Below are 21977 nucleotides of genomic sequence, written 5' to 3' on the forward strand. Positions count from 1 at the left end.
TTCTTTCGCCGCTCTCCCACCATCTTTCCCCGATTAATGGATTATAAAGAAGTCGCAAGGAAAGGTTATGGCACTGCCAGTGAACAAACGCGTTCTCAAAATTCTGTTTATCCTCTTTGTTGTTGCCTTCTGTATTTATTTAGTACCGCGCGTTGCCATCAACTTCTTCTATTACCCTGACGACAAAATTTACGGTCCCGAACCCTGGTCTGCAGAATCCGTCGAATTTACGGCTAAGGACGGTACTCGTCTGCAAGGCTGGTTTATCCCCTCTGCGACGGGTTCCGCTGACAACGCCATCGCAACCATCATTCATGCTCACGGCAATGCCGGAAACATGTCCGCCCACTGGCCGCTGGTCAGTTGGTTACCCGAGCGCAATTTCAATGTTTTTATGTTTGACTATCGCGGGTTTGGTAAATCAAAAGGCACGCCGTCCCAGGCTGGATTACTGGACGATACGCTAAGCGCCATCAGCGTGGTGCGCCATCGCAGTGATGTAAACCCACAACGGCTGGTGCTGTTCGGGCAGAGTATTGGAGGGGCGAATATTCTTGATGTTATTGGTCAGGGAGGTAGTGAGGGCATACGTGCGGTGATCCTCGACTCCACATTTGCCTCTTATGCGACCATCGCCAACCAGATGATCCCTGGCAGTGGCTACTTACTTGATGAGAGTTATAGCGGCGAAAATTACATCGCCAGCGTCAGCCCGATCCCGCTTTTACTGATTCACGGTAAAGCCGATCACGTTATCCCGTGGCAGCACAGTGAAAAGTTATATGCTCTGGCGAAAGAGCCAAAACGCCTGATTCTGATCCCTGACGGCGAACACATTGATGCCTTTTCCGATCGTCATGGTGATGTTTATCGTGAGCAGATGGTGGATTTTATCCTCAGTGCGTTGAATCCCGGGAATTCCCCCTAAGAATAAAACAGCAATAAATCACATTAAGACATGGTATTAAACTGGTCATATCCGTTTATATCGATAAAAATTCTGTGATGTCTGCCAGCATTTCTGATAATTAGCATTCCATTCCCCATTTCCCTAAGCAAACTTTAGCTATTCTTATCAATTATGCTTATGGGAGATCTACAGATGATGTCTACACTTGCTCCACCATCTGTCCTTTCTGCTCCCCAGCGCCGCTGCCAGATCTTGCTGACACTATTTCAGCCGGGGTTGACCGCCACCACGGCCACTCTCAGCGAGCTTAATGGTGTGGATGATAATATTGCGGTTCGCGATATCAGCGAAACAGGACGGGAAATCCTCCGCTATCACCAGCTCACGCTCACTACTGGTTATGACGGTAGCTACCGGGTTGAAGGTACAGTACTTAACCAACGTTTATGTTTATTTCACTGGCTACGACGCGGTTTTCGTTTATGTCCATCATTCATCACCAGCCGTTTCACCCCAGCCTTAAAGGAAGAACTGAAGCGCCGTGGGATTGCTCGCAACTTTTACGACGATACCAACCTGCAAGCTTTAGTTAATCTCTGTGCACGACGGTTGCAAAAATGCTTTGAAGCACGTGATGTTCATTTTCTGTGCCTGTATCTGCAATATTGCCTGCTACAACATCATGCCGGGATCTCGCCACAATTTAACCCACTGCAACGTCGATGGGCTGAGTCCTGTCTTGAGTTTCAGGTAGCACAGGAAATCGGTCGCCACTGGCAACGGCGGGCACGCCAGCCTGTACCACCAGATGAGCCTTTGTTTATGGCGTTGCTCTTTTCCATGTTGCAAGTTCCCAATCCGCTGCAAGATGCTCATCAGCGCGATCGGCAATTACGCCAGGCCATTGTTCGTTTGGTACAACGTTTTCGTGAGCAGGGAAATGTTCGTTTCTATGATGAACAGGGGTTATGCGATCAGCTTTATACTCATCTCGCTCAGGCATTACGCCGCAGTTTGTTTACCATCGGTATTGATAACACCTTGCCAGAAGAGTTCAGCCGACTTTACCCACGCCTGGTTCGTACAACTCGCGCGGCGCTGGCCGGGTTTGAAAGTGAATACAATGTCCGTTTTTCCGATGAGGAAAGTGGCCTGGTGGCGGTGATTTTCGGCGCATGGCTGATGCAATCAAATGAAATTAACGAAAAAAAGATTATTTTGCTGACGGGCAATGACAGTGAAAGAGAAGCGAATATTGAGCAGCAATTGCGCGAACTTACACTATTGCCACTCAATATTAAGCATATATCGGTGAAGACATTTTTACGAAATGGCGCCCCGAGAAACACGGTGCTGATTATTACACCTTATACCATCCCTTTACCGCTCTTTTCGCCGCCGCTGATTCATACGAATCAGATCCTGACCGTACACCAACAGGAGCAGATCCGTAAAATGCTGGAATAGTCAGCATGAGGGAACCACTTTCGGGCGCAAAAACATTGCCGGAAGCGCCACCAGCGCCATCACCCAAAACACGCCATGTCCGAGATATTGATACAGGAAACCGGCGAAGACGGTCATGATAGCGATACTGCCGCCCATCGCGACGGCAGAATAAACCGCCTGTAAACGGATAACCTCGCTTCCCTGACGAGCAGCAATGTAGCGCATGGCGGCCAGGTGGCACACAGTAAAGGTGCCGCAATGCAGAATTTGCACCACTATCAACCACGCTAGCTCAGTGGTTGCCCCCATAATGCCCCAACGTACTACCCCGCAAATCGCCGAGATCAACAACATATCGCGGGCGCTACAGCGACGAAAAAGTTTGTTACTCAGCGCAAAGATAATGACTTCCGCCACTACACCAAGCGACCATAAATAGCCCACCGCCGAAGCCGAGTAACCCGCAGCCTGCCAGTATATGGCGCTAAACCCGTAATATGCCGCGTGCGCCCCCTGCAATAGACAAACGCAGGCCAGAAAGCGCCAGTTCTGGCGAACCAGCGCCAGCCAGGCCGGCCACCCCGTGCTCTCCTGCTGGCGGCTCTCCCCTTGCGGTTGAATGGTCGGGCGAATCAGAAAACCAAGTAGCATGGATGCCACGCCCAACGTCAACAGCGCGAGGATCACCCGATAATCAAACACGCTGACCAGTTTGCCCGTCAGCGCCGAACCAATGACAAACGCCACTGAGCCCCAAAGTCGCACTTTGCCGTAATCAAGCGGGAACTGCTTTTGCCAGGTATTCGCCAGCGCGTCAGTTAACGGCACCAGCGGTGAGAAAAAGAGGTTAAAACCAACCATCACAAGCATCAGCCATGCCACATGCGCGCCAGCCCAGAAGGCGATGGCGAACAGCAGTGTCAACAACGCCAGTACACGAAGTGCAGAAATCAGGCGAGAAGGATCGCTGACGCGGGGCGCAATTATCAAACTGCCGAGAAAACGGGCAACCAGCCCTGCCCCCAACAACAGGCCGATAGTTTCTGGCGTTAAGCCAATCCCCTTAAGCCAGACGCTCCAGAAAGGTAGAAAAATACCGTAGCTAAAAAAGTATGTGAAATAACCGAGCGCCAGCCAGCGCGTGGATTGCAAAACCATGAGTCCCTCCCGTCAGGAGGCGTTAGTCTGAAGTTAATCGAATGTTGTTGCAAGTTGAAAAATAAGAAAATCAGGGCCACTTCCAGTACACCATTCTGGAAAAAATTATCGTTAATACCACTAACAAAATATCACCTACAGAAAATGTGCTGGATGTTGACCTGGATAATTACCAAATTTCTCATCTGCTGAGGCGTGGCGAGGTGCGAGTGTGTGTATTACGTTTAAATCACATTATCTTGCAAAGGGATTGGTTATGAACACACTACGTTATTTTGATTTTGGCGCAGCCCGCCCCGTGTTGTTATTAATTGCTCGTATTGCCGTCATCTTAATTTTCATTATTTTTGGTTTTCCCAAAATGATGGGCTTTGACGGTACGGTACAATATATGGCCTCGCTGGGTGCGCCGATGCCGATGCTGGCAGCCATTATTGCGGTAGTTATGGAAGTCCCCGCCGCGATATTAATCGTGCTTGGCTTTTTCACCCGTCCGCTGGCGGTGCTGTTTATTTTCTACACTCTGGGTACTGCGGTGATTGGTCACCATTACTGGGATATGTCCGGGGATGCAGTCGGGCCAAATATGATTAATTTCTGGAAGAATGTCAGTATTGCTGGCGCATTCCTGCTGCTGGCAATTACCGGGCCGGGGGCGATTTCTCTCGATCGACGTTAGGAAAGACGCCGGATGCGGCGAATACAAGGCCTGATAAGACGCGATAAGCGTCGCATCAGGCATGGTGCACCGATTGCTACAAAATTGAAATTACCCGCATCCGGCATTCTATAAATTACAGCAACTCAACCCGCAACGACATCTCTGAGGTTGTTGACTCCCCCGGCGCAAGTGCAACGAGGTCACCACCTTCCAGGCGATGATGGTCATCCGGCGCATGGCTCATCGGTTCCAGACAGAAGAAATCAAACGCATATCCTTTATCAAATGCGGGGTCGGAGACAAAGATGAAATAGCATGGCGCAGGCGGCATCGTTTCCATAGTGATGGCATAACCCTCCTGCGGCTGCTCAATGCGTGCCTGACCATTCCAGCCGGCAAAACCATTATTCACCCACTGGCGCGGCAACGGCGCGAGCTGGTTAAAATCCAGTTCCTGCGGTAGCTGCTCGCAAAACTCACCCGCCAGCCACTGCTCCCGTTCCAGCCAATAACCGCTCGCCTGTGCCTGAATCCGCGTTTGCGGCGACAACGGAAAATAAGGATGCCAGCCCGTACCAAACGGCAAAGATTCTGCCCCTTGATTGGTGACGGAGAGCGTGACCGTCAGCGTATCCGCCGTCAAATGAAACGCCTGACTTGCCCGATAGTGATAAACACCACTGCGATGTTCATACACCAGGCACAAGCTATCATCACTGCGCGTTACACATTGCCACTCGCCCAGCCAGCCATCGCCGTGCAGATAATGCGCATCCCATTCAACATTCGGTTGCAGTTGATACTCACGCCCCTGCCAGACAAAACGATTGCCGCTCACCCGGTTTGCAAACGGCACCAGCGGAAAACAGGAGGCATCGGTTGCCACACCGCTTTTTTTACCGGGACGTAGCAGTGGCGTCGTATCGCGCCAGAAACCTTCTATGACACCTCCCTGGTCAGAAACGTCCAGCTTTAGCGCCCCGTGAGATAAGGTATAGATGGTCATTCGCTAACTCCTTAATCCGGGAAGTTAATCACGACTTTGCCGCATTTGCCGCTTGCCATCAGCTCATAAGCATCACCGGCCTGTTCCAGTGAGAAGCGGTGGGTAATGGCGTTACGCGGCCACAGTTTCCAGTCGGTCAAATCGTGGGCGCATTTTTCCATATGGAATAAACTGGTCACCCAGGAACCAATAATCCGCCGTTGATGATGCATCAGATCGGCGCTGACCTCGAACTCCACTTTTCCGGTTTCTCCGATGTAAACCACGCGCCCCCAGTCGGCGGTGGATTGCAAGGCCAGCAAGCGCCCTGCGGCATTACCGGAACAATCGAGCGCAACATCTGCGCCGCCGTGGGTGAGTTCGGCGATAATCTGCGGCAAACCTTCGGTGGTTGCTAAATAACCGTGATCCATCACGCCTAACTGTTTCGCCATCGCCAGACGTTCCGGCAGCATATCAACGCCGATGATCCGTTTTGCACCGCGACCTTTCGCCAGCATCATCGCCATCATGCCGACCGGCCCCAGACCAACCACCAGCACGTTATCGCTGCCTGAGACTTCGCCGCGCAAAATCCCTTCATACGCAGTGCCAACGCCGCAACTGATAAACGCACCATCTTCGTAGCTCAGCGCATCCGGCAGGAGGATCAGATCTTTTTCTTCCGCCAGCAAGTATTCGGCATGACCGCCGTCACGCTGCCAGCCGTAAGCCGCTTTTCCTTCGCCAGTACAAGAGATAGGAAAACCGCGACGGCAGTTCGGGCAAAAACCACAGCCAGAAATGTGATACACCAGCACGCGGTCGCCCTCTTTAAAATGGCGGCAACCCTGCCCCATCGCTACAATCTGCCCGCACGGTTCATGACCGTTGATAAATCCCTGGTATAACGGTTTATCGGGCGCCGCCGCCGTGGCGCGGTGTTGATGATAGATATAGTGGACATCGCTTCCGCAAATCCCGGAGGATTTCATTTTGATCAATACCTGGTTAATCCCCGGCGTCGGCATCGCAACTTCCCGCAGATCAACGGTCGAATTTCCTGGTAAATAAGCTGCCAGCATCGTTTTCATAAGTCCCTCATTAACAATACGATTAATTTTCATCCCTGCCGCACCCGCGCCAGGGGCGTTAAGGTTTAGCGTTTCGCTTTAGTGCTTCGCTGGGTCAGCAAGATATTCGCCAGGACCGCCACCACGATGATGACGCCGCGCACCACCTGCTGGAAAAAGGAGTTAATCCCGAGCAACACCAGACCGTTACCGATTAGCGTAATCACCAGTACGCCAAGCAACGTACCGAACAGCGAGCCACGACCGCCGGAAAGCGCCGTACCGCCGACCACGACCGCAGCAATGACATCAAACTCCAGCCCGTTTGCGGCACCTGCGTTACCGGAACCGAGGCGAGCCGCCAGCAAAATCCCGGTGACTGCTGCTAATACTCCCGAAAGAGTAAAGATAAGAATGCGCACCCGACGAACGTTAATACCGCACAACTGCGCTGCCGTGGCATTACCGCCAACAGCAAACACCGAACGCCCAAAAGCGGTTTTGCGGCTGATAAACACAAACAGCGCAAACAACACCATCATGATCAGCGCGGATACCGGCACGCCGAGAAATTGCCCGCCCAGCCAGTCCAGCACCTCGTTTTCATCAATGGGCACTGGCAGGGCGTTCGTCATAAACAAGCCCATCCCGCGCAGGGCGCTCCACAACCCCAGAGTGGCAACGAAACTTGGTACGTTAAACACGCCACGTAGCACCCCGGCGAGCGTTCCCATCAGCGCCCCTAATAGCAACACCAGCAGACACGCCACCGCCAGCGGAACCTCAAATTGCAGCAAAAATGCCAGGCACACCGAGACAAAAGCCACCATTGGCCCAACGCTGACATCAATTTCACCGGAGATAATAATCAGCGTCATCGCCCAGGCGGCGATCCCAATGGTGGCGGCATCGCGCAGCACGTTCATCTGGTTATTCAATGAGATAAAGCCAGGCGCGTTCAGAGAGAAGACCAGATAAAGAATGGCGATCACCACCAGCAAACCGATCTCATTAATATGGCGACTGACAAATTGTTTGAGCGAGACGCTCTTGCCCTGCGGCAATGGTAATGACGAAGCAGACATCTTCAGGTTCCTCGGTAAAATTCATCAGTGCACAGACAGAATGGCGGACATCAGCTCATCCACATTGACCGGCGAGTGAAACTCCTGCGAGAACGTACCGTGCTGTAATAACAGGATGCGGTCGCACACCAGCGGCAACTCCTCCACTTCACTGGAGATAAACACCACGCTTTTTCCTTCGGCAGCCAGCTCGCGGACAATACGGTAAATCTGCTGCTTAGCTTCGATATCGACGCCGCGCGTTGGCTCGTCGAGCAACAAAATCTGGCTGGCGGCATAAACCCAACGACCGATCACCACTTTTTGCTGATTGCCGCCAGAAAGCGTGCCAATAGGCGTTTCGCTACTGGCGGCCTTGACCGTCATCCGCTGCATCACCTCTTCGGTCAGGCGGCGGATGGTGGACCATTGCAGCACGCCGTTGGCGCTGATTTTTTGCCGATTGGTCAGCACTGTATTTTCGTCAACGCCCAGCCAGGGAATGATCCCCGCTTCTTTGCGATTTTCTGGGGTATAGCCAATCCCGAGTTTCAGCATGTCGCCGTAATCGGGGCGGGCGATTTTCTCGCCGTTGATAACAATCTCACCCTGCTCATACGCTTCCAGCCCAACAATCGCTTTCAGCAATTCACTACGCCCTGCCCCCAGCAGGCCAGCAATACCAAGCACTTCGCCACGACGCAGGGAAAAACTGATCTCCGTAAGTTTGGGTCTGTGGCGTAACGCGCGGACTTCCAGTACGGCCTGCTCTGCAATGTCCTGAGCGACAACCGGCGCAATATCAACGTGATCGCGCCCGAGCATCAGCGACACAATATGACGCGTGGAGGTATTTTCGAGCATCACATCACCCGCCACCTGACCATCGCGCATGACGGTGGCGCAGGAAGCGATACGGCGGATTTCTTCCATCCGGTGGCTGACATAAATCACCGCCACGCCCAGTGCCGACATCTTTTTCACGGCGCTGATCACCAGTTCAACTTCCGCACTGGCAAGCGAACTGGTGGGTTCATCAAGAATGACCACGCGCGGCTCGCCCTTCATCACCCGCGCAATTTCCACCAGTTGCTTTTGCGCCGGACTTAGCGTTGAAACAAGTTGTTCAGGGCTAACATCAACACCCAGCGCCTGTAAGCAACGTTGGGCATCCTGCACCATTTGCGGGTAATCAATCATGCCGTTGCGACGGGGCCATTGACCGAGGCAGAGGTTTTCCGCCACCGTCAGCCCTTCCACCAGACTTAATTCCTGATAAACCGCACGAACCCCCAGTTCAGCGGCACGGCGAGTCAGCGTAGCTTCGTCACCTTCCAGTCGCGTCTCGCCAATCCAGATATCACCGCTGTCCGGACGTTCGCTGCCGGTAAGCATTCGAATGAGGGTCGATTTGCCCGCACCGTTTTTACCTAACAGCGCGCGAACTTCGCCTTTATTGAGCGTGAAGTTAACGTTATCCAACGCAACGACGCCGGGGTAACGCTTATTTCCTGCCACCACTTTTGCTACCGGGACTGCCTCTGTTGCCGTGAACATAGGAACCTCTGCGAATCAGCTATTAGGGCAGACCATCAACGTGCGTTGCCAGCCACTGTTTACCGTCTTCCGTTTTGGTATAGAGATCGATAGGCACCTGAATCACTTTGTCACTGTCGGCTTGTTTATTGATAACCTTCAATGTTTGCGCAAAAACAGCATTGCCCATTTTCTTACCGGAAATATCCACCACCGCTTTCAGCACCTGGTTGTTTTCCAGTTCCTGAGCAATTTCAGTCGTCATATCCGAACCGAAAACAGCAATTTTTCCGGCCTGATTTTGATTGCGTACCGCTTTTACCGCGCCGAGTGTCGCACCGCCAGATTCCCCCATAATGGCGTTGAGATCCGGCGTGGAGATAATCAGTTTTTCACCAACGGAAATCGCTTTATCTAAAACAGTCCCTTCCTGATTAGCGACAATTTGCGCACCGGGAACGCGAGCTTTTAATATTTCTTCAAATCCTTTTCGACGCTGCACACAAACTTCAAAGGCTTCGCAATTGATAACGGCAATTTTCGGTTGAGCAATTTTGTTGGCAATAAAATAATCGGCAGCAGCGTTACCCAGTTTTTTACCAAATTCCAGCGGATCGCCGACCAGATACGCCGAGACATATTTATCGACGCCCTTCTGATTAATACAGGTGTTGTAGCAAATCACCGGAATACCCGCTTCACTGGCGCGACGAACGGTGCGGCTGCTGCCATTTTCAGAAACAGCAGATAAAATAATGGCATCGACATTACGCGCCACGAGCGTATCAACAAAAGTACTTTCTTTCGAAATATCGCCCTGCGCGTTAGTTTCTATTAACTGAACCTGTACTGAGGAATCTTTTGCCGCATCCTGAACACCCTGACGCACACCGGCATAATATCCCTGAGTATCAAGATATATTGCGCCAATGGCCATTTCTTTTTCCGCAGCCCTGGCAAATAGTGCGCTACCTAATAGCGTAGCCATTAATAATAGATTACGGGTTATTCTGCTTTTTTTAGGCATAGTGCCTCCTGTAGGGTTTTTATTAACAACGGCTTATTCTAATTATTTAGTGATGAGCGGCAGTGCGTGCCGCTCAAAGATTACAGTTAATAGGGTTTAGTGAACGTAGTTAAAAATAAAAGGCATCACGGTGGTGAATAATGCTGCTTTCGGCCAGGCCGGATTAATCGCCGTCAATTCAGCGCGAGCAGATTCATATTGCGCAATCTCCCCTAATCCCGCTGCCGCCAGCATCGCCACCATCAGGCATTTTTCTTTATGCTGCTGTTGTAAATCGCCATACAGCGACAACAAGTCGGGTTGCGAGACGGCAAAGAAATCCGCTTCGATACTGGTTTTCGCCATCTCTTGTGCCCACTGTTTCATTTCAGTGAACAGTTGTTGTGCGGTTTGTTGTTCGCCCAGCAATCGCAGCGCCATCCCTTGCCAGAAGAGATAATCAACTGGCTGATCGTTGTAATAACTGTGGATGTTGATGGTGCGATCGCCGGTCGCCGCCAGGCGTAAACAACGCGTCGCCTCAGCTTCATCACCCTGCGCTTTGGCGCATACTGCCTGCCAGAACCAGATGTCATTATCAGTCTGCCCCGGTAAACGGCCTTCGCTCAAATTCTCCGGGTAATGCAGCGCGGCATGAAGCAGTTCGCTGGCCTGCTGCGGCTGTCTGGCATCAAGATGGTGCCAGGCACGTAACAACTGATTGAGGATAAACTGGCTGGTGACCTTCCCTTCTCCGCCTTCCCACGGGTGGAATTTGCGCGTGGCGAGAATATCTGCCGCTTTGTTTGCCTGACCGGTGAGATGCCACAAATTGAGCAGTTCTGCGGTCATGTCGTCGCGTTTCAGGGCAATTGCCAGATTATTTTCCAGACGCGCCAGTCGTTTCTCCGGTGCAGCCCCGGTTAACTTATCCAGCAAATCCCGTTCGAAAAGCAGACGAGCATCCTGCGGCGCAAGTTGATAAGCATTATCAAGATAACGGGCAGCCAGTTCATAATCATGCTGTTTATTCCACGCATGGATCGCCAACCCGCGCCAGCCGTCGGCAAACTCCGGCGTCATCTCTACGCAACGTTGCCATAACGCTATCGCTTTGCCATAACTGCGCTTGTTGTAATGGAAACAGGCCAGTAAATGACGGGCGAACCAGCACTCTTCAATACTCTCCAGTGCCGCGACTTCTTCCAGCGTATTCGGGAAACGAACAAACTGCGGGAACACGTCAATGGCTTTCGCAATCAATTCGCCGCGCTCAGCTTTCGGCAACAAACTGGCTTGCAGATAAAGCGGCAGCGTTCGCTGGCAGTCCAGTGCGTTCAGCATCTCTGCCGCCAGGGCGGGCATTCCCCAGTTAATCAGTTGCCCGGCGGTCATCAGGGCGTTAACGTCACGCCCCTGACACAGACCACGCCACTGCGTGAGGGCAGACTCGGTACGACCATCGAACCAGTTCAGCCACCACAGGGTGGCGTTCAGCGGGTAATCGCGCAGCAGTTTCTCGCGCTGCAAACGCGCGTTGTCCTGACGACCGCTTAACACCAGCAGCAGATTATGCAGGCACAGCACTTGCTGATTGGTTGGGCAGGCGCGCAGACTTTGTTGGCAAAAATCCAGACCAGCGTCGAAGTTATCATTACGCGCCGCCAGCCGTGCCAGACCGTAATAGCCCCCCGCTTTACTGTTGCCGCTCCAGACCGCTCGCCAGAAATCCTCTTCAGCTTGTTGATATTGCCCCTGACGTTCGTAAGCACTGGCGCGAATCAAACTGGCCTGTCCGCACTGCGGGTTTTTGTTCAGCGCATGTGCGCGTTTCAGCGCCTGACTGGCATACGCCACCGCTTGCGGGAAATCTGCGCGGTTATATTCCAGCATCGCCAGCGCCAGGTTACAGCGATAATCCAGCGGGTCCAGCGCCACGCCGCGCAGGTAGTAATCGAACGGTGAACGACTAGCGTGATGATATTGCTCCAGATGCTGACCGATAAACCAGGCTTCATCTGTACTGGTAATGTCTTGCGCTGCCAGTGGCGCTTTGGCGACGTCCGGCAGCGGCAACTCTTGCGGCTGATGTTCCTGATAACTCAGAACAATATTGCCGTCAGCATCGGAAAGTTCGATGGTCAATCTGTCCGGCTCAATACCGTGCAACACGCCCTGGATGGCGGTCGCTGGCGTCAGGGCCACGGCATCGTTAAGTAACGCTTCGCGCTTGCCGATTTCGCGGATCGCCAGACGGTATCTGTTCAACGGGGAGATGGCATACAGCCCCCACTCAATCCCCCGCTCGCTACGCTGTAATTTAATCACCGCATCGCGGGAGGCGTTTTGCACCATGCCCAGAGAATGGTAAGGCAGGAAATACTGCTCGAAACGCTTCTCTTCGTAAGCATCAAGCCAGGTAAAATCGGGTTGGTTATCAGCAAAAATGCCGGTCATCAGCTCGATATACGGACCGTTATTGTCGGTCAGGCTCTTATCCCACGCCTGGCCAAACTCACTGTGTCCCCAGCTCCACTGTTTTTTACCCGGCGCAATGTGGTGGTTGGCAACGTGTAATAAACCGCCATCTTCATCGTGACACCACGCGCCAACAAAATCGTACTGCGATTTTTCGGCCATATATGAGGTTGGAACAGGCACATTTTTATAGCGAGAAATGTCCACTCCGGCGGAGTAGTCCACTTTGTAATAGGTGCCGGTGGCGATGGGGAAAGCGGAAACTGCGCGTTTGCCGTGATCAAACACCGCAGTTACATCGGGCGGAAAAACGCTCTGATGCCCTTCACCCCCTTTCACTGCCGGGTTGGCCCACCATAAAAAATGACGCGGCGTGGCGTTGCCGTTATAGACGCGGCTGGCGATTTCCAGTGCCGCCCGGTCAGGACGCAGGGTGAAACCAGTCATCACCTGTAAACCGTGCATCGGCTCCGTCTCACCAACCCACACGGTCTGTGCACCGTCTTCATGGGCTTCGAGGGTGAAATCAACGGGCATAAAGGTGGTCGGGCGATGGTGTTGCGGCCAGTTAAACTCAATCCCGCCGGAGATCCACGGCCCCAGCAGCCCGACCAGCGCCGGTTTAATGACTTCATTGTGATAGACAAAATCTCGCTGTTTCACTTTATCCCACGCGCGATGCACACGACCGCCCAGCTCCGGCAGGATCATCACTTTGATGTAGTCGTTTTCCAGCCACACCGCCTGCCAGGATTTCAGGGTTTTCTGCTCGCTCAGCGTATCGGTCACGCCGTAGGGATAAACCGCGCCGGACGATCCCTGATAAACGCGATTTTCCAGGAACATAGGATGTATATCCTGCGGCCCGGTTTCATAGGTCGGGATCTCAACGCGCTCTTGCCACACTTTTACTGGAGTCATGGTGCCCTCAATATTAACAAGACATACTGAATTAAAAGATTTGTGGCAGTGTATTGAACAATCTGGCAATGTTTTCGCGGAATAATCACGCAATTAACTAAACAAGGTTTAGTGAAGATGAGAGCCTGCATAAACAATCAACAGATCCGCCACCATAACAAATGCGTGATTCTGGAACTGCTGTACCGGCAAAAGCGCGCCAATAAATCAACGCTGGCCCGGCTGGCGCAAATTTCGATTCCGGCGGTAAGTAATATTTTGCAGGAGCTGGAAAGCGAAAAACGGGTGGTGAATATCGACGATGAAAGCCAGACGCGCGGGCATAGCAGCGGCACATGGCTGATTGCGCCGGAGGGCGACTGGACGCTGTGCCTGAACGTTACGCCCACCAGCATTGAGTGTCAGGTCGCTAATGCCTGTCTAAGTCCGAAAGGCGAATTTGAGTATTTTCAGATTGAAGCACCGACACCGCAGGCGCTGCTGTCCGAAATCGAAAAATGCTGGCATCGCCATCGTAAATTGTGGCCGAACCGTACCATCAACCTGGCGCTGGCAATCCACGGTCAGGTTGATCCGGTGACCGGCGTGTCGCAAACCATGCCGCAAGCGCCGTGGACAACGCCAGTTGAGGTGAAGTATCTGCTGGAAGAGAAGCTCGGCATTCGGGTGATGGTCGATAATGACTGCGTGATGCTGGCGCTGGCGGAGAAATGGCAAAATAATTCGCAGGAACGGGATTTCTGCGTGATCAACGTTGATTACGGTATTGGCTCGTCGTTCGTGATTAACGAGCAAATTTATCGCGGCAGTTTGTATGGTAGCGGACAGATTGGTCACACCATCGTTAATCCGGATGGCGTCGCCTGCGACTGCGGACGTTACGGCTGCCTGGAAACCGTCGCCTCGTTAAGCGCATTAAAAAAGCAGGCGCGGGTATGGCTAAAATCACAACCTGGCAATACTCAGCTTGATCCTGAAAAACTGACTACCGCGCAATTAATCGCTGCATGGCAGAGTGGAGAACCGTGGATCACCAGTTGGGTTGACCGCAGTGCCAACGCCATTGGTTTGAGTCTGTATAACTTCCTCAACATCCTTAATATTAATCAGATTTGGTTGTATGGTCGCAGTTGCGCCTTTGGCGAGAACTGGCTTAATACCATAATTCGCCAGACGGGATTTAACCCGTTCGACCGCGACGAAGGACCGAGCGTAAAAGCGACGCAAATTGGCTTTGGGCAATTAAGCCGCTCACAACAGGTGCTGGGGATAGGCTATTTGTATGTTGAAGCACAGTTACGCCAGATTTGATGGCGCGATAAGGTAAAAAGGCTTCCCGGAGGAAGCCTTTTTTCAACAGATTAACCGTTTCGCTTATGCGTAAACCGGGTAGCGTGCGCAGATGTCGAGAACTTTACCTTTGATGCGCTCGATAACCGCTTCATCATTGATGCTGTCCAGCACGTCACACATCCAGCCAGCCAGTTCTTTCGCTTCAGCTTCTTTGAAGCCACGACGGGTAATCGCCGGAGTACCCACGCGAATACCGGAGGTCACAAACGGGCTCTTCGGATCGTTCGGTACGCTGTTTTTGTTCACAGTGATATTGGCACGACCCAGAGCGGCGTCTGCTTCTTTACCGGTCAGGTTTTTATCTACCAGATCAACCAGGAACAGGTGGTTATCAGTACCGCCGGAAACCACTTTGTAACCACGCTCCAGGAACACTTCTACCATCGCTTTGGCGTTTTTCGCGACCTGCTGCTGGTAAATTTTAAACTCTGGCTCCATCGCTTCTTTCAGCGCAACCGCTTTACCGGCGATTACGTGCATCAACGGACCGCCCTGACCACCAGGGAAAACGGCAGAGTTCAGTTTTTTGTACAGTTCTTCGCTACCGCCTTTCGCCAGGATCAGGCCGCCGCGCGGACCCGCCAGGGTTTTGTGAGTGGTGGTAGTGACAACGTGAGCATGAGGAACCGGGTTCGGGTAGACGCCAGCGGCAACCAGACCCGCAACGTGCGCCATATCAACGAACAGGTAAGCACCGATGCTGTCAGCGATTTCACGCATTTTCGCCCAGTCAACCACACCGGAATAAGCAGAGAAGCCACCGATAATCATTTTCGGCTTGTGTTCTTTGGCTTGTTTTTCCAGATCTGCGTAGTCGATATGACCGGTAGCATCAATACCGTAAGGAACGATGTTGTACAGTTTACCGGAGAAGTTAACCGGAGAACCGTGAGTCAGGTGACCGCCATGAGCCAGGTTCATACCCAGAACGGTATCACCTGGTTCCAGCAGCGCGGTGTAGACCGCAAAGTTAGCCTGAGAGCCGGAGTGCGGCTGGACGTTAGCGTAGTCAGCGCCGAACAGTTCTTTCGCGCGATCGATCGCCAGTTGTTCGACGATATCAACATACTTGCAACCGCCGTAGTAGCGTTTGCCCGGATAACCTTCAGCATATTTATTGGTCAGCTGAGAACCCTGCGCCTGCATTACGCGCGGGCTGGTGTAGTTTTCGGAGGCGATCAGTTCGATGTGCTCTTCCTGACGTACTTTTTCCTGCTCCATAGCCTGCCACAGTTCGGCATCATAATCGGCAATGTTCATTTCACGCTTTAACATCCGCATCTCCTGACTCAGCTAACAATAAAATTTTTGGCCTTTATAGGCGGTCCTGATGGACAACGGCGAACAGTATAACCGAATCATTCTGCGATAACAGGTCTTGACAAAGGAATTTACGCAAACGATTACCTTCAAGCTGTGCAAGGCTTTGGAGAATAAAGAGCTTGCAACCGGAAACGGATTTCTTTTCAGGTTTGTGATGCAAATTTTTCACTTCATCACATTCTTAATGAAAAACACCAAAGAACCATTTACATTGCAGGGCTATTTTTTATAAGATGCATTTGAGATACATCAATTAAGATGCAAAAAAAGGAAGACCATATGCTTGACGCTCAAACCATCGCTACAGTAAAAGCCACCATCCCTTTACTGGTGGAAACGGGGCCAAAGTTAACCGCCCATTTCTACGACCGTATGTTTACTCATAACCCAGAACTCAAAGAAATTTTTAACATGAGTAACCAGCGTAATGGCGATCAACGTGAAGCCCTGTTTAACGCCATTGCCGCCTACGCCAGTAATATTGAAAACCTGCCTGCGCTGCTGCCAGCCGTAGAAAAAATCGCTCAGAAGCACACCAGTTTCCAGATCAAACCGGAGCAGTACAACATCGTTGGCGAACACCTGTTGGCGACGCTGGACGAAATGTTCAGCCCGGGTCAGGAAGTGCTGGACGCGTGGGGGAAAGCCTATGGCGTGCTGGCAAATGTATTTATCAATCGCGAGGCAGAAATCTATAACGAAAACGCCAGCAAAGCCGGTGGCTGGGAGGGTACTCGCGATTTCCGCATTGTGGCTAAAACGCCGTGCAGTGCGCTTATCACCAGCTTCGAACTGGAACCAGTCGACGGTGGCGCAGTGGCAGAATACCGTCCGGGGCAATATCTCGGTGTCTGGCTGAAACCGGAAGGTTTCCCGCATCAGGAAATTCGTCAGTACTCTTTGACCCGTAAACCTGATGGCAAAGGCTATCGTATTGCGGTGAAACGCGAAGACGGCGGACAGGTTTCTAACTGGCTGCACAATCACGCCAATGTTGGCGATGTCGTGAAGCTGGTGGCTCCGGCGGGTGATTTCTTTATGGATGTGACAAATGACACACCGGTAACCTTAATCTCTGCCGGTGTCGGTCAGACGCCAATGCTGGCTATGCTCGATACGCTGGCAAAAGCAGGCCATAGCGCCCAGGTGAACTGGTTCCATGCAGCAGAAAATGGCGATGTTCACGCCTTTGCTGATGAAGTTAAGGAACTGGGACAATCACTGCCGCGCTTTACCGCACACACCTGGTATCGTCAGCCGAGCGAGGCCGATCGCGCGAAAGGTCAGTTTGATAGCGAAGGTCTGATGGATTTAAGCAAACTGGAAGGTGCGTTCAGCGATCCGGCCATGCAGTTCTATCTCTGCGGTCCGGTGGGCTTCATGCAGTTTGCCGCGAAACAGTTAGTGGATCTGGGCGTGAAGCAGGAAAACATTCATTACGAATGCTTTGGCCCGCATAAGGTGCTGTGATTTGATATTGCCGGATGGAAACATCCGGCAACCCTGACGCGGTTTAAATTGCCGCGTCGTCCTCTTCACCGGTACGGATACGAATGACCCGTGCCACGTCAAAGACGAAGATTTTACCGTCACCGATTTTGCCGGTTTGCGCCGTGCGAATAATGGTATCGACACAGGTATCGACAATGTCGTCCGGTACGACAATCTCAATTTTCACCTTCGGCAGAAAATCCACCATATACTCCGCGCCGCGATACAGCTCGGTATGGCCTTTCTGGCGGCCAAAACCTTTCACCTCGGTGACCGTCATGCCGGTAATGCCGACTTCAGCCAGTGCTTCGCGGACATCGTCCAGCTTGAAGGGTTTAATAATCGCATCAATCTTTTTCATGCTATTCCTTGAAAAGGTCGCCTGTCTTCTGATCTGCTAAACGTAACACATTACGCCAATTCATTCCTTGAAATCGTTTGCATCCAGCTCGTGTCGGGAAAGCAGTTTATAAAATTCTGTCCGGTTGCGCCCCGCCATTCTCGCCGCATGGGTGACGTTACCTTTAGTGATTTGCAGAAGCTTGCGCAAGTAATTGAGTTCAAACTGATTACGCGCCTCAACAAAGGTTGGCAACGCGGTGTTTTCGCCCTCCAGCGCCTGCTCCACCAGCGCATCACTAATTACCGGGGATGAGGTCAGCGCCACGCACTGTTCAATCACGTTGACCAACTGGCGAACATTACCTGGCCAGGTGGCGGTCATCAGGCGTTTCATTGCATCGGTGGAGAACGCGCGAACAAAGGGTTTATGTCGCTCTGCTGCCTGGCGCAACAAGTGATTTGCCAGCAGTGGAATATCTTCCGTGCGCTCCGCCAGTGCCGGAATTTTCAGGCTGACAACGTTGAGGCGGTAATAAAGATCTTCGCGAAACTCCCCGCGCGCCATCGCTTTTGGCAGGTCGCGGTGAGTGGCAGAGATAATCCGCACGTCGATATCAATATCGCGGTTGCTGCCCAGCGGGCGCACTTTACGCTCCTGCAACACGCGCAGCAGTTTGACCTGCAACGGTGCGGGCATATCGCCAATCTCATCGAGAAATAGCGTACCGCCTTCCGCCGCCTGGAATAAACCTTCGCGATTGCTGACAGCGCCAGTAAACGCACCTCGCGCATGACCAAACAGTTCTGACTCCAGCAACTGCTCGGGCAATGCGCCACAGTTAATAGCAATAAATGGTTTGCTGTTGCGCGGGCTTGCGTTGTGGATAGCCTGGGCGAAAATCTCTTTCCCGGTGCCGCTCTGGCCGTTAATCAGCACGCTAACATCTGATTGCGCCACCAGTCGCGCCTGTTCTAGCAAACGCAACATCAGTGGACTGCGGGTAACAATCGCCTCACTCCAGCGTTCGTCTGTGGCTGGCGCGGATTGCTCCAGCGCATCGTCAATTGCCTGATACAACGCGTCTTTATCAACAGGTTTGGTGAGGAAACTGAACACGCCCTGCTGTGTCGCGGCAACGGCATCAGGAATGGAACCATGCGCGGTAAGAATGATTACTGGCATACCCGGCTGCACTTTCTGGATTTCAGCAAACAGCTGCATACCGTCCATTTCATCCATTCGCAGGTCGCTGATGACTAAATCTACTTTTTCGCGATTCAGTACCCGTAATCCTTCTGCACCACTTTCTGCCGTGACCACGCTGTAGCCTTCGCTGGTCAAACGCAGGCCAAGTAATTTCAGCAATCCAGGATCATCATCCACCAATAATAAATGCGCAGGTTTATGGCTCATCAGGGGTGACCTCACTGGTAGATGATGCGGGCGTTTCGCTCTCGTGTGGCGCGTCCGGGACGAAATTTCCAGCCGGTTTGCGGGTCGAGAGCTGACGTTCAATATCGGTCAGATTTTCCAGCTTGCGGGTGGTGAGTTCCAGTTGTTGCTGTAGAACGTGATGCTGCTGGCGCAAGGTATCCAGTTCGCTGTCGCTGGACTGCTGGAGTTTACTGTAGCGTTGGCGCTCTTGTGCCAGTTGCAATTGTAACGCCTGATCGTCGCGCCAGAGTTGATACAGCGGGCGAACCTGCGCCGGGATCTCAGTACTTAACGCGTCTATGCGCGCGACCATCTGGCGACGCTCATACGGCGTAATTTTAGCGTCGGCGAGCAAAATCCCCTGTTTAAAGGTATTTTGCCAGCTACCATCGCCATACTTACGGGCTTGCTGGCGCGACTGCGCTGGCATTAAACGGTTGGCACAATCCATCGCCCGTAGCCAGTAAAGCGGATTAGTTTCGGTTGATTTACCTTGTAGCGCCCAGATGTCGCTACATTCGGTAGAAAGATAATCAGCCAGTTGATAAACCGGAATTTTTTCTTGTGCTGACGTATCTATGGCTGGCTTATCGTGACTCTGCACACAACCCAGCAACGCCAGACAAGGCAACCCTGCCAGCCACAGCCGTCGGGGCAATAATCGTTGAAAAATGTGTCGCATATTCACCAGACTTAGAGCCTATCCCAGTGGGCGTAATTGTTGCAGGCAGTTTGGACACGGACAACGCGGAGAAACCGGAGCGTACACATAGTACGTGATGATTTCGAGCACTGCCCGGAGCCAAACTGGCAAATAAAATAGCCTGATGGGATAGGCTCTTAACATTATTTCGTGTTTTTCGACGACGGTAATTCAATGCGGAAACAAACGTCTTGCCCGCTTTCGTCGACCAGATACAGTTCCCCCTGCATACGGCGAATACAATCCCTGGCAATGCTTAATCCCAGACCACTGCCCTTCACCGCCCCTTTTCGCTGGTGGCTTCCCTGAAAAAAGGGTTCGAAGATCATGGCGCGTTCTTCTTGCGGAATGGGCGTGCCTGTATTGATGACATCAATATAAACCCGCGCGCCATGTAAACTGCTGCAAAGGCAAATGTTACCGGATTCAGCCCCGTAGTGCACCGCATTGGAGTAAAGATTATCCAGCACGCTCATCAGCAGCATTGGCTCCGCCAGGCAAGCTGTTGCTTTGAGATCGACGTCGGTATGCATCATTTTAGCCCGTGCGGGCAGGCTATGAGCAGAAACTACTGTCTCCACCAGCGGTGCCAGCTCTACGTCCTCCAGTTCCACCGCGCCGTCCGCCTGTTTACGGTTGTAATCAAGCAGTTGTTCGATCAGTTTTTGCAAATTGCGGCTACTGCTATCAAGAATGCTCACCACCTCTTTTTGCTCTGGCGTAAGCGGCCCGACAACCTGGTCAGCCAGTAATTCCGTGCCTTCGCGCATACTCGCCAGCGGCGTTTTTAATTCATGAGATAAATGACGTAAGAACTGGTGCCGCTGGGATTCCAGCCATGACAGGCGCTCGCTTAACCAAAGAATACGCTGCCCAACCGAACGTAACTCACTCGGGCCACTGAACGAAACGCTATTGCCCAGAGAACGCCCTTCCCCCAGACGGTTGATCATCCGTTCAATATTTTTCACCGGACCGATAATCATCCGCGTGAAAAGCAGCACCATCACCAGGCTCACCAGAAATAGCACCAGCGACTGCCAGCCAAAATATTGCCCACGTTCGGCGATTTCGCGTTGTAACTGCTGCCCGCGAGAGAACACCACAGTGCGAGTGGCTTGAACCATTTCGGTATTGGCATTGGCGAAGGCTTCCAGACGTGCGGCGGCAGCGGTATCGGGACCGCTGTTGTTACACTGAAGCTGAGCCAGATTGTTCAAATCCTGACGCAATGCCTGATAGAGTTTATCGTCCGGCAACACGCCTGCGTGGGCATCAAGCATTTCGCTGTAACGCTTGCGCTGGCTTTGATACACCTTCGCCAAAGTGGGATCATCCAGCACACAATACTGACGGTAGCTACGCTCCATCTCCAGCGCCGCGTTGGTCATCGCTTCACTGCGCCGGGCATCGATAAGCGTCGTGCGATTGACCAGCGCCGCCTGATCGCTAAGTGCATTCAGGCTTTGCCAGGCTTGCCATGCCAGCACCAGCAAAGGGAGCAAAATAAGCAAGAATGCCAGCATTACCAATTGTCGTAATGAGCGGGGAAAAACGAGCCAGCGTTTCAAGGTGTTACTCTCGTCAGACGCGAATAGACTGATGCTAACCGAGGGGACGTTCAGATACAACAAAGCCGGGAATTACCCGGCTTTGTTGTGGAATAAGGCGGTGCCTAACTCGACGTTTCGCCCGATGGTTGATATAGCTAAGCTGATATCAGAAGTTGGACGGCAGGCACCTTGTTGTGCGTCATTCTAATTTTATGTAGCACGTCCCGAAGGGGCTGACATAAGTCGGTGAATGAGCCACTGCTTATTATTATGCAGTAACTGTGCCAATAAATAAAATAGTTTGATAACGTACTGATAAATGTAGCTTTGATGGATTAATGGCTACTCCACTGTTTGGCTATAAATCAGCCACTGTGTCGTTTAAAAGAGACATCCAAAGATGAAATTGTTTGTTTTAAATTAAATCAACAAGTTAAGTGTCACCTATAAGCGACACGGTAAATCACACATTGTCGTGATTTACAGACACAAAAAAGCTCCCGGTGTTGGGAGCTTATAATTGTTGGCTAAGTGGT

At 52.1% G+C, this 21977-nt stretch carries 17 protein-coding genes; 5 read left to right on the forward strand and 12 right to left on the reverse strand.

What is annotated here, in order from left to right; genetic code table 11:
* Positions 1–67 precede the first annotated feature (67 nt).
* Both WES_RS05805 and csiE read left to right on the forward strand, forming a co-directional pair.
* The gene (locus WES_RS05805) at positions 68–928 is read left to right on the forward strand and encodes an alpha/beta hydrolase (RefSeq protein WP_016158788.1); all 861 of its coding nucleotides are present in this window, start codon (positions 68–70) and stop codon (positions 926–928) included.
* A 174-nt stretch (positions 929–1102) separates the two neighbouring features.
* The gene (gene csiE, locus WES_RS05800; RefSeq protein ID WP_016158789.1) at positions 1103–2377 is read left to right on the forward strand and encodes a stationary phase inducible protein CsiE; all 1275 of its coding nucleotides are present in this window, start codon (positions 1103–1105) and stop codon (positions 2375–2377) included.
* Here csiE and WES_RS05795 read toward each other — a convergent pair whose 3' ends face one another.
* Positions 2378–3517 (reverse strand): 3-phenylpropionate MFS transporter, encoded by a 1140-nt coding sequence (locus WES_RS05795; RefSeq protein ID WP_000244170.1) that lies wholly within the window; start codon positions 3515–3517, stop codon positions 2378–2380.
* Positions 3518–3773: 256 nt separating this feature from the next.
* Between WES_RS05795 and WES_RS05790 the strand changes: the two genes are divergently transcribed.
* Entirely contained in the window at positions 3774–4196 is a 423-nt protein-coding gene (locus tag WES_RS05790; protein ID WP_001094719.1) for a DoxX family protein, read from the forward strand.
* A 115-nt stretch (positions 4197–4311) separates the two neighbouring features.
* Here the strand turns inward: WES_RS05790 and WES_RS05785 are convergent, their stop codons facing one another.
* The 6 genes from WES_RS05785 to WES_RS05760 form a co-directional block, all read right to left on the reverse strand.
* Positions 4312–5184, reverse strand: a complete 873-nt coding sequence (locus WES_RS05785; protein ID WP_016158790.1) for an aldose 1-epimerase — start codon at positions 5182–5184, stop codon at positions 4312–4314.
* 11 nt (positions 5185–5195) lie between these two features.
* Positions 5196–6290 (reverse strand): zinc-dependent alcohol dehydrogenase family protein, encoded by a 1095-nt coding sequence (locus tag WES_RS05780; RefSeq protein WP_024195147.1) that lies wholly within the window; start codon positions 6288–6290, stop codon positions 5196–5198.
* A gap of 32 nt (positions 6291–6322) precedes the next feature.
* Positions 6323–7321: an ABC transporter permease gene (locus WES_RS05775; protein ID WP_001276673.1), complete on the reverse strand. Its 999-nt coding sequence runs from the start codon at positions 7319–7321 to the stop codon at positions 6323–6325.
* Positions 7322–7345: 24 nt separating this feature from the next.
* Positions 7346–8857 (reverse strand): sugar ABC transporter ATP-binding protein, encoded by a 1512-nt coding sequence (locus tag WES_RS05770; RefSeq protein ID WP_016158792.1) that lies wholly within the window; start codon positions 8855–8857, stop codon positions 7346–7348.
* A gap of 22 nt (positions 8858–8879) precedes the next feature.
* The gene (locus WES_RS05765; protein WP_016158793.1) at positions 8880–9863 is read right to left on the reverse strand and encodes a substrate-binding domain-containing protein; all 984 of its coding nucleotides are present in this window, start codon (positions 9861–9863) and stop codon (positions 8880–8882) included.
* Positions 9864–9959: 96 nt separating this feature from the next.
* Positions 9960–13241 carry a tetratricopeptide repeat protein gene (locus WES_RS05760; RefSeq protein ID WP_016158794.1) on the reverse strand — a complete coding sequence of 1094 codons (3282 nt, stop codon included), beginning with the start codon at positions 13239–13241 and terminating at the stop codon, positions 9960–9962.
* A gap of 117 nt (positions 13242–13358) precedes the next feature.
* Here WES_RS05760 and WES_RS05755 point away from each other — a divergent pair, with 117 nt between their 5' ends.
* The gene (locus WES_RS05755) at positions 13359–14552 is read left to right on the forward strand and encodes an ROK family protein (protein WP_016158795.1); all 1194 of its coding nucleotides are present in this window, start codon (positions 13359–13361) and stop codon (positions 14550–14552) included.
* A 63-nt stretch (positions 14553–14615) separates the two neighbouring features.
* Here the strand turns inward: WES_RS05755 and glyA are convergent, their stop codons facing one another.
* The gene (gene glyA, locus WES_RS05750; RefSeq protein ID WP_016158796.1) at positions 14616–15869 is read right to left on the reverse strand and encodes a serine hydroxymethyltransferase; all 1254 of its coding nucleotides are present in this window, start codon (positions 15867–15869) and stop codon (positions 14616–14618) included.
* 327 nt (positions 15870–16196) lie between these two features.
* Here glyA and hmpA point away from each other — a divergent pair, with 327 nt between their 5' ends.
* The gene (hmpA, locus tag WES_RS05745; RefSeq protein WP_016158797.1) at positions 16197–17387 is read left to right on the forward strand and encodes an NO-inducible flavohemoprotein; all 1191 of its coding nucleotides are present in this window, start codon (positions 16197–16199) and stop codon (positions 17385–17387) included.
* A gap of 43 nt (positions 17388–17430) precedes the next feature.
* Here hmpA and glnB read toward each other — a convergent pair whose 3' ends face one another.
* From glnB to qseE, 4 genes are all read right to left on the reverse strand, one after another.
* Entirely contained in the window at positions 17431–17769 is a 339-nt protein-coding gene (gene glnB, locus WES_RS05740; RefSeq protein WP_000717694.1) for a nitrogen regulatory protein P-II, read from the reverse strand.
* A gap of 60 nt (positions 17770–17829) precedes the next feature.
* Positions 17830–19164 (reverse strand): two-component system response regulator GlrR, encoded by a 1335-nt coding sequence (glrR, locus tag WES_RS05735; RefSeq protein WP_000018523.1) that lies wholly within the window; start codon positions 19162–19164, stop codon positions 17830–17832.
* Positions 19154–19867: a two-component system QseEF-associated lipoprotein QseG gene (gene qseG / locus WES_RS05730; protein ID WP_016158798.1), complete on the reverse strand. Its 714-nt coding sequence runs from the start codon at positions 19865–19867 to the stop codon at positions 19154–19156. Before qseG ends, glrR begins: the two co-directional genes overlap by 11 nt.
* A 164-nt stretch (positions 19868–20031) precedes the next feature.
* Positions 20032–21459 carry a two component system sensor histidine kinase QseE/GlrK gene (gene qseE, locus WES_RS05725; protein WP_024195148.1) on the reverse strand — a complete coding sequence of 476 codons (1428 nt, stop codon included), beginning with the start codon at positions 21457–21459 and terminating at the stop codon, positions 20032–20034.
* Positions 21460–21977: the final 518 nt, after the last annotated feature.

The sequence above is a fragment of the Escherichia sp. KTE31 genome (assembly GCF_000407925.1).
GTDB classification, from domain to species: Bacteria; Pseudomonadota; Gammaproteobacteria; order Enterobacterales; family Enterobacteriaceae; genus Escherichia; species Escherichia ruysiae.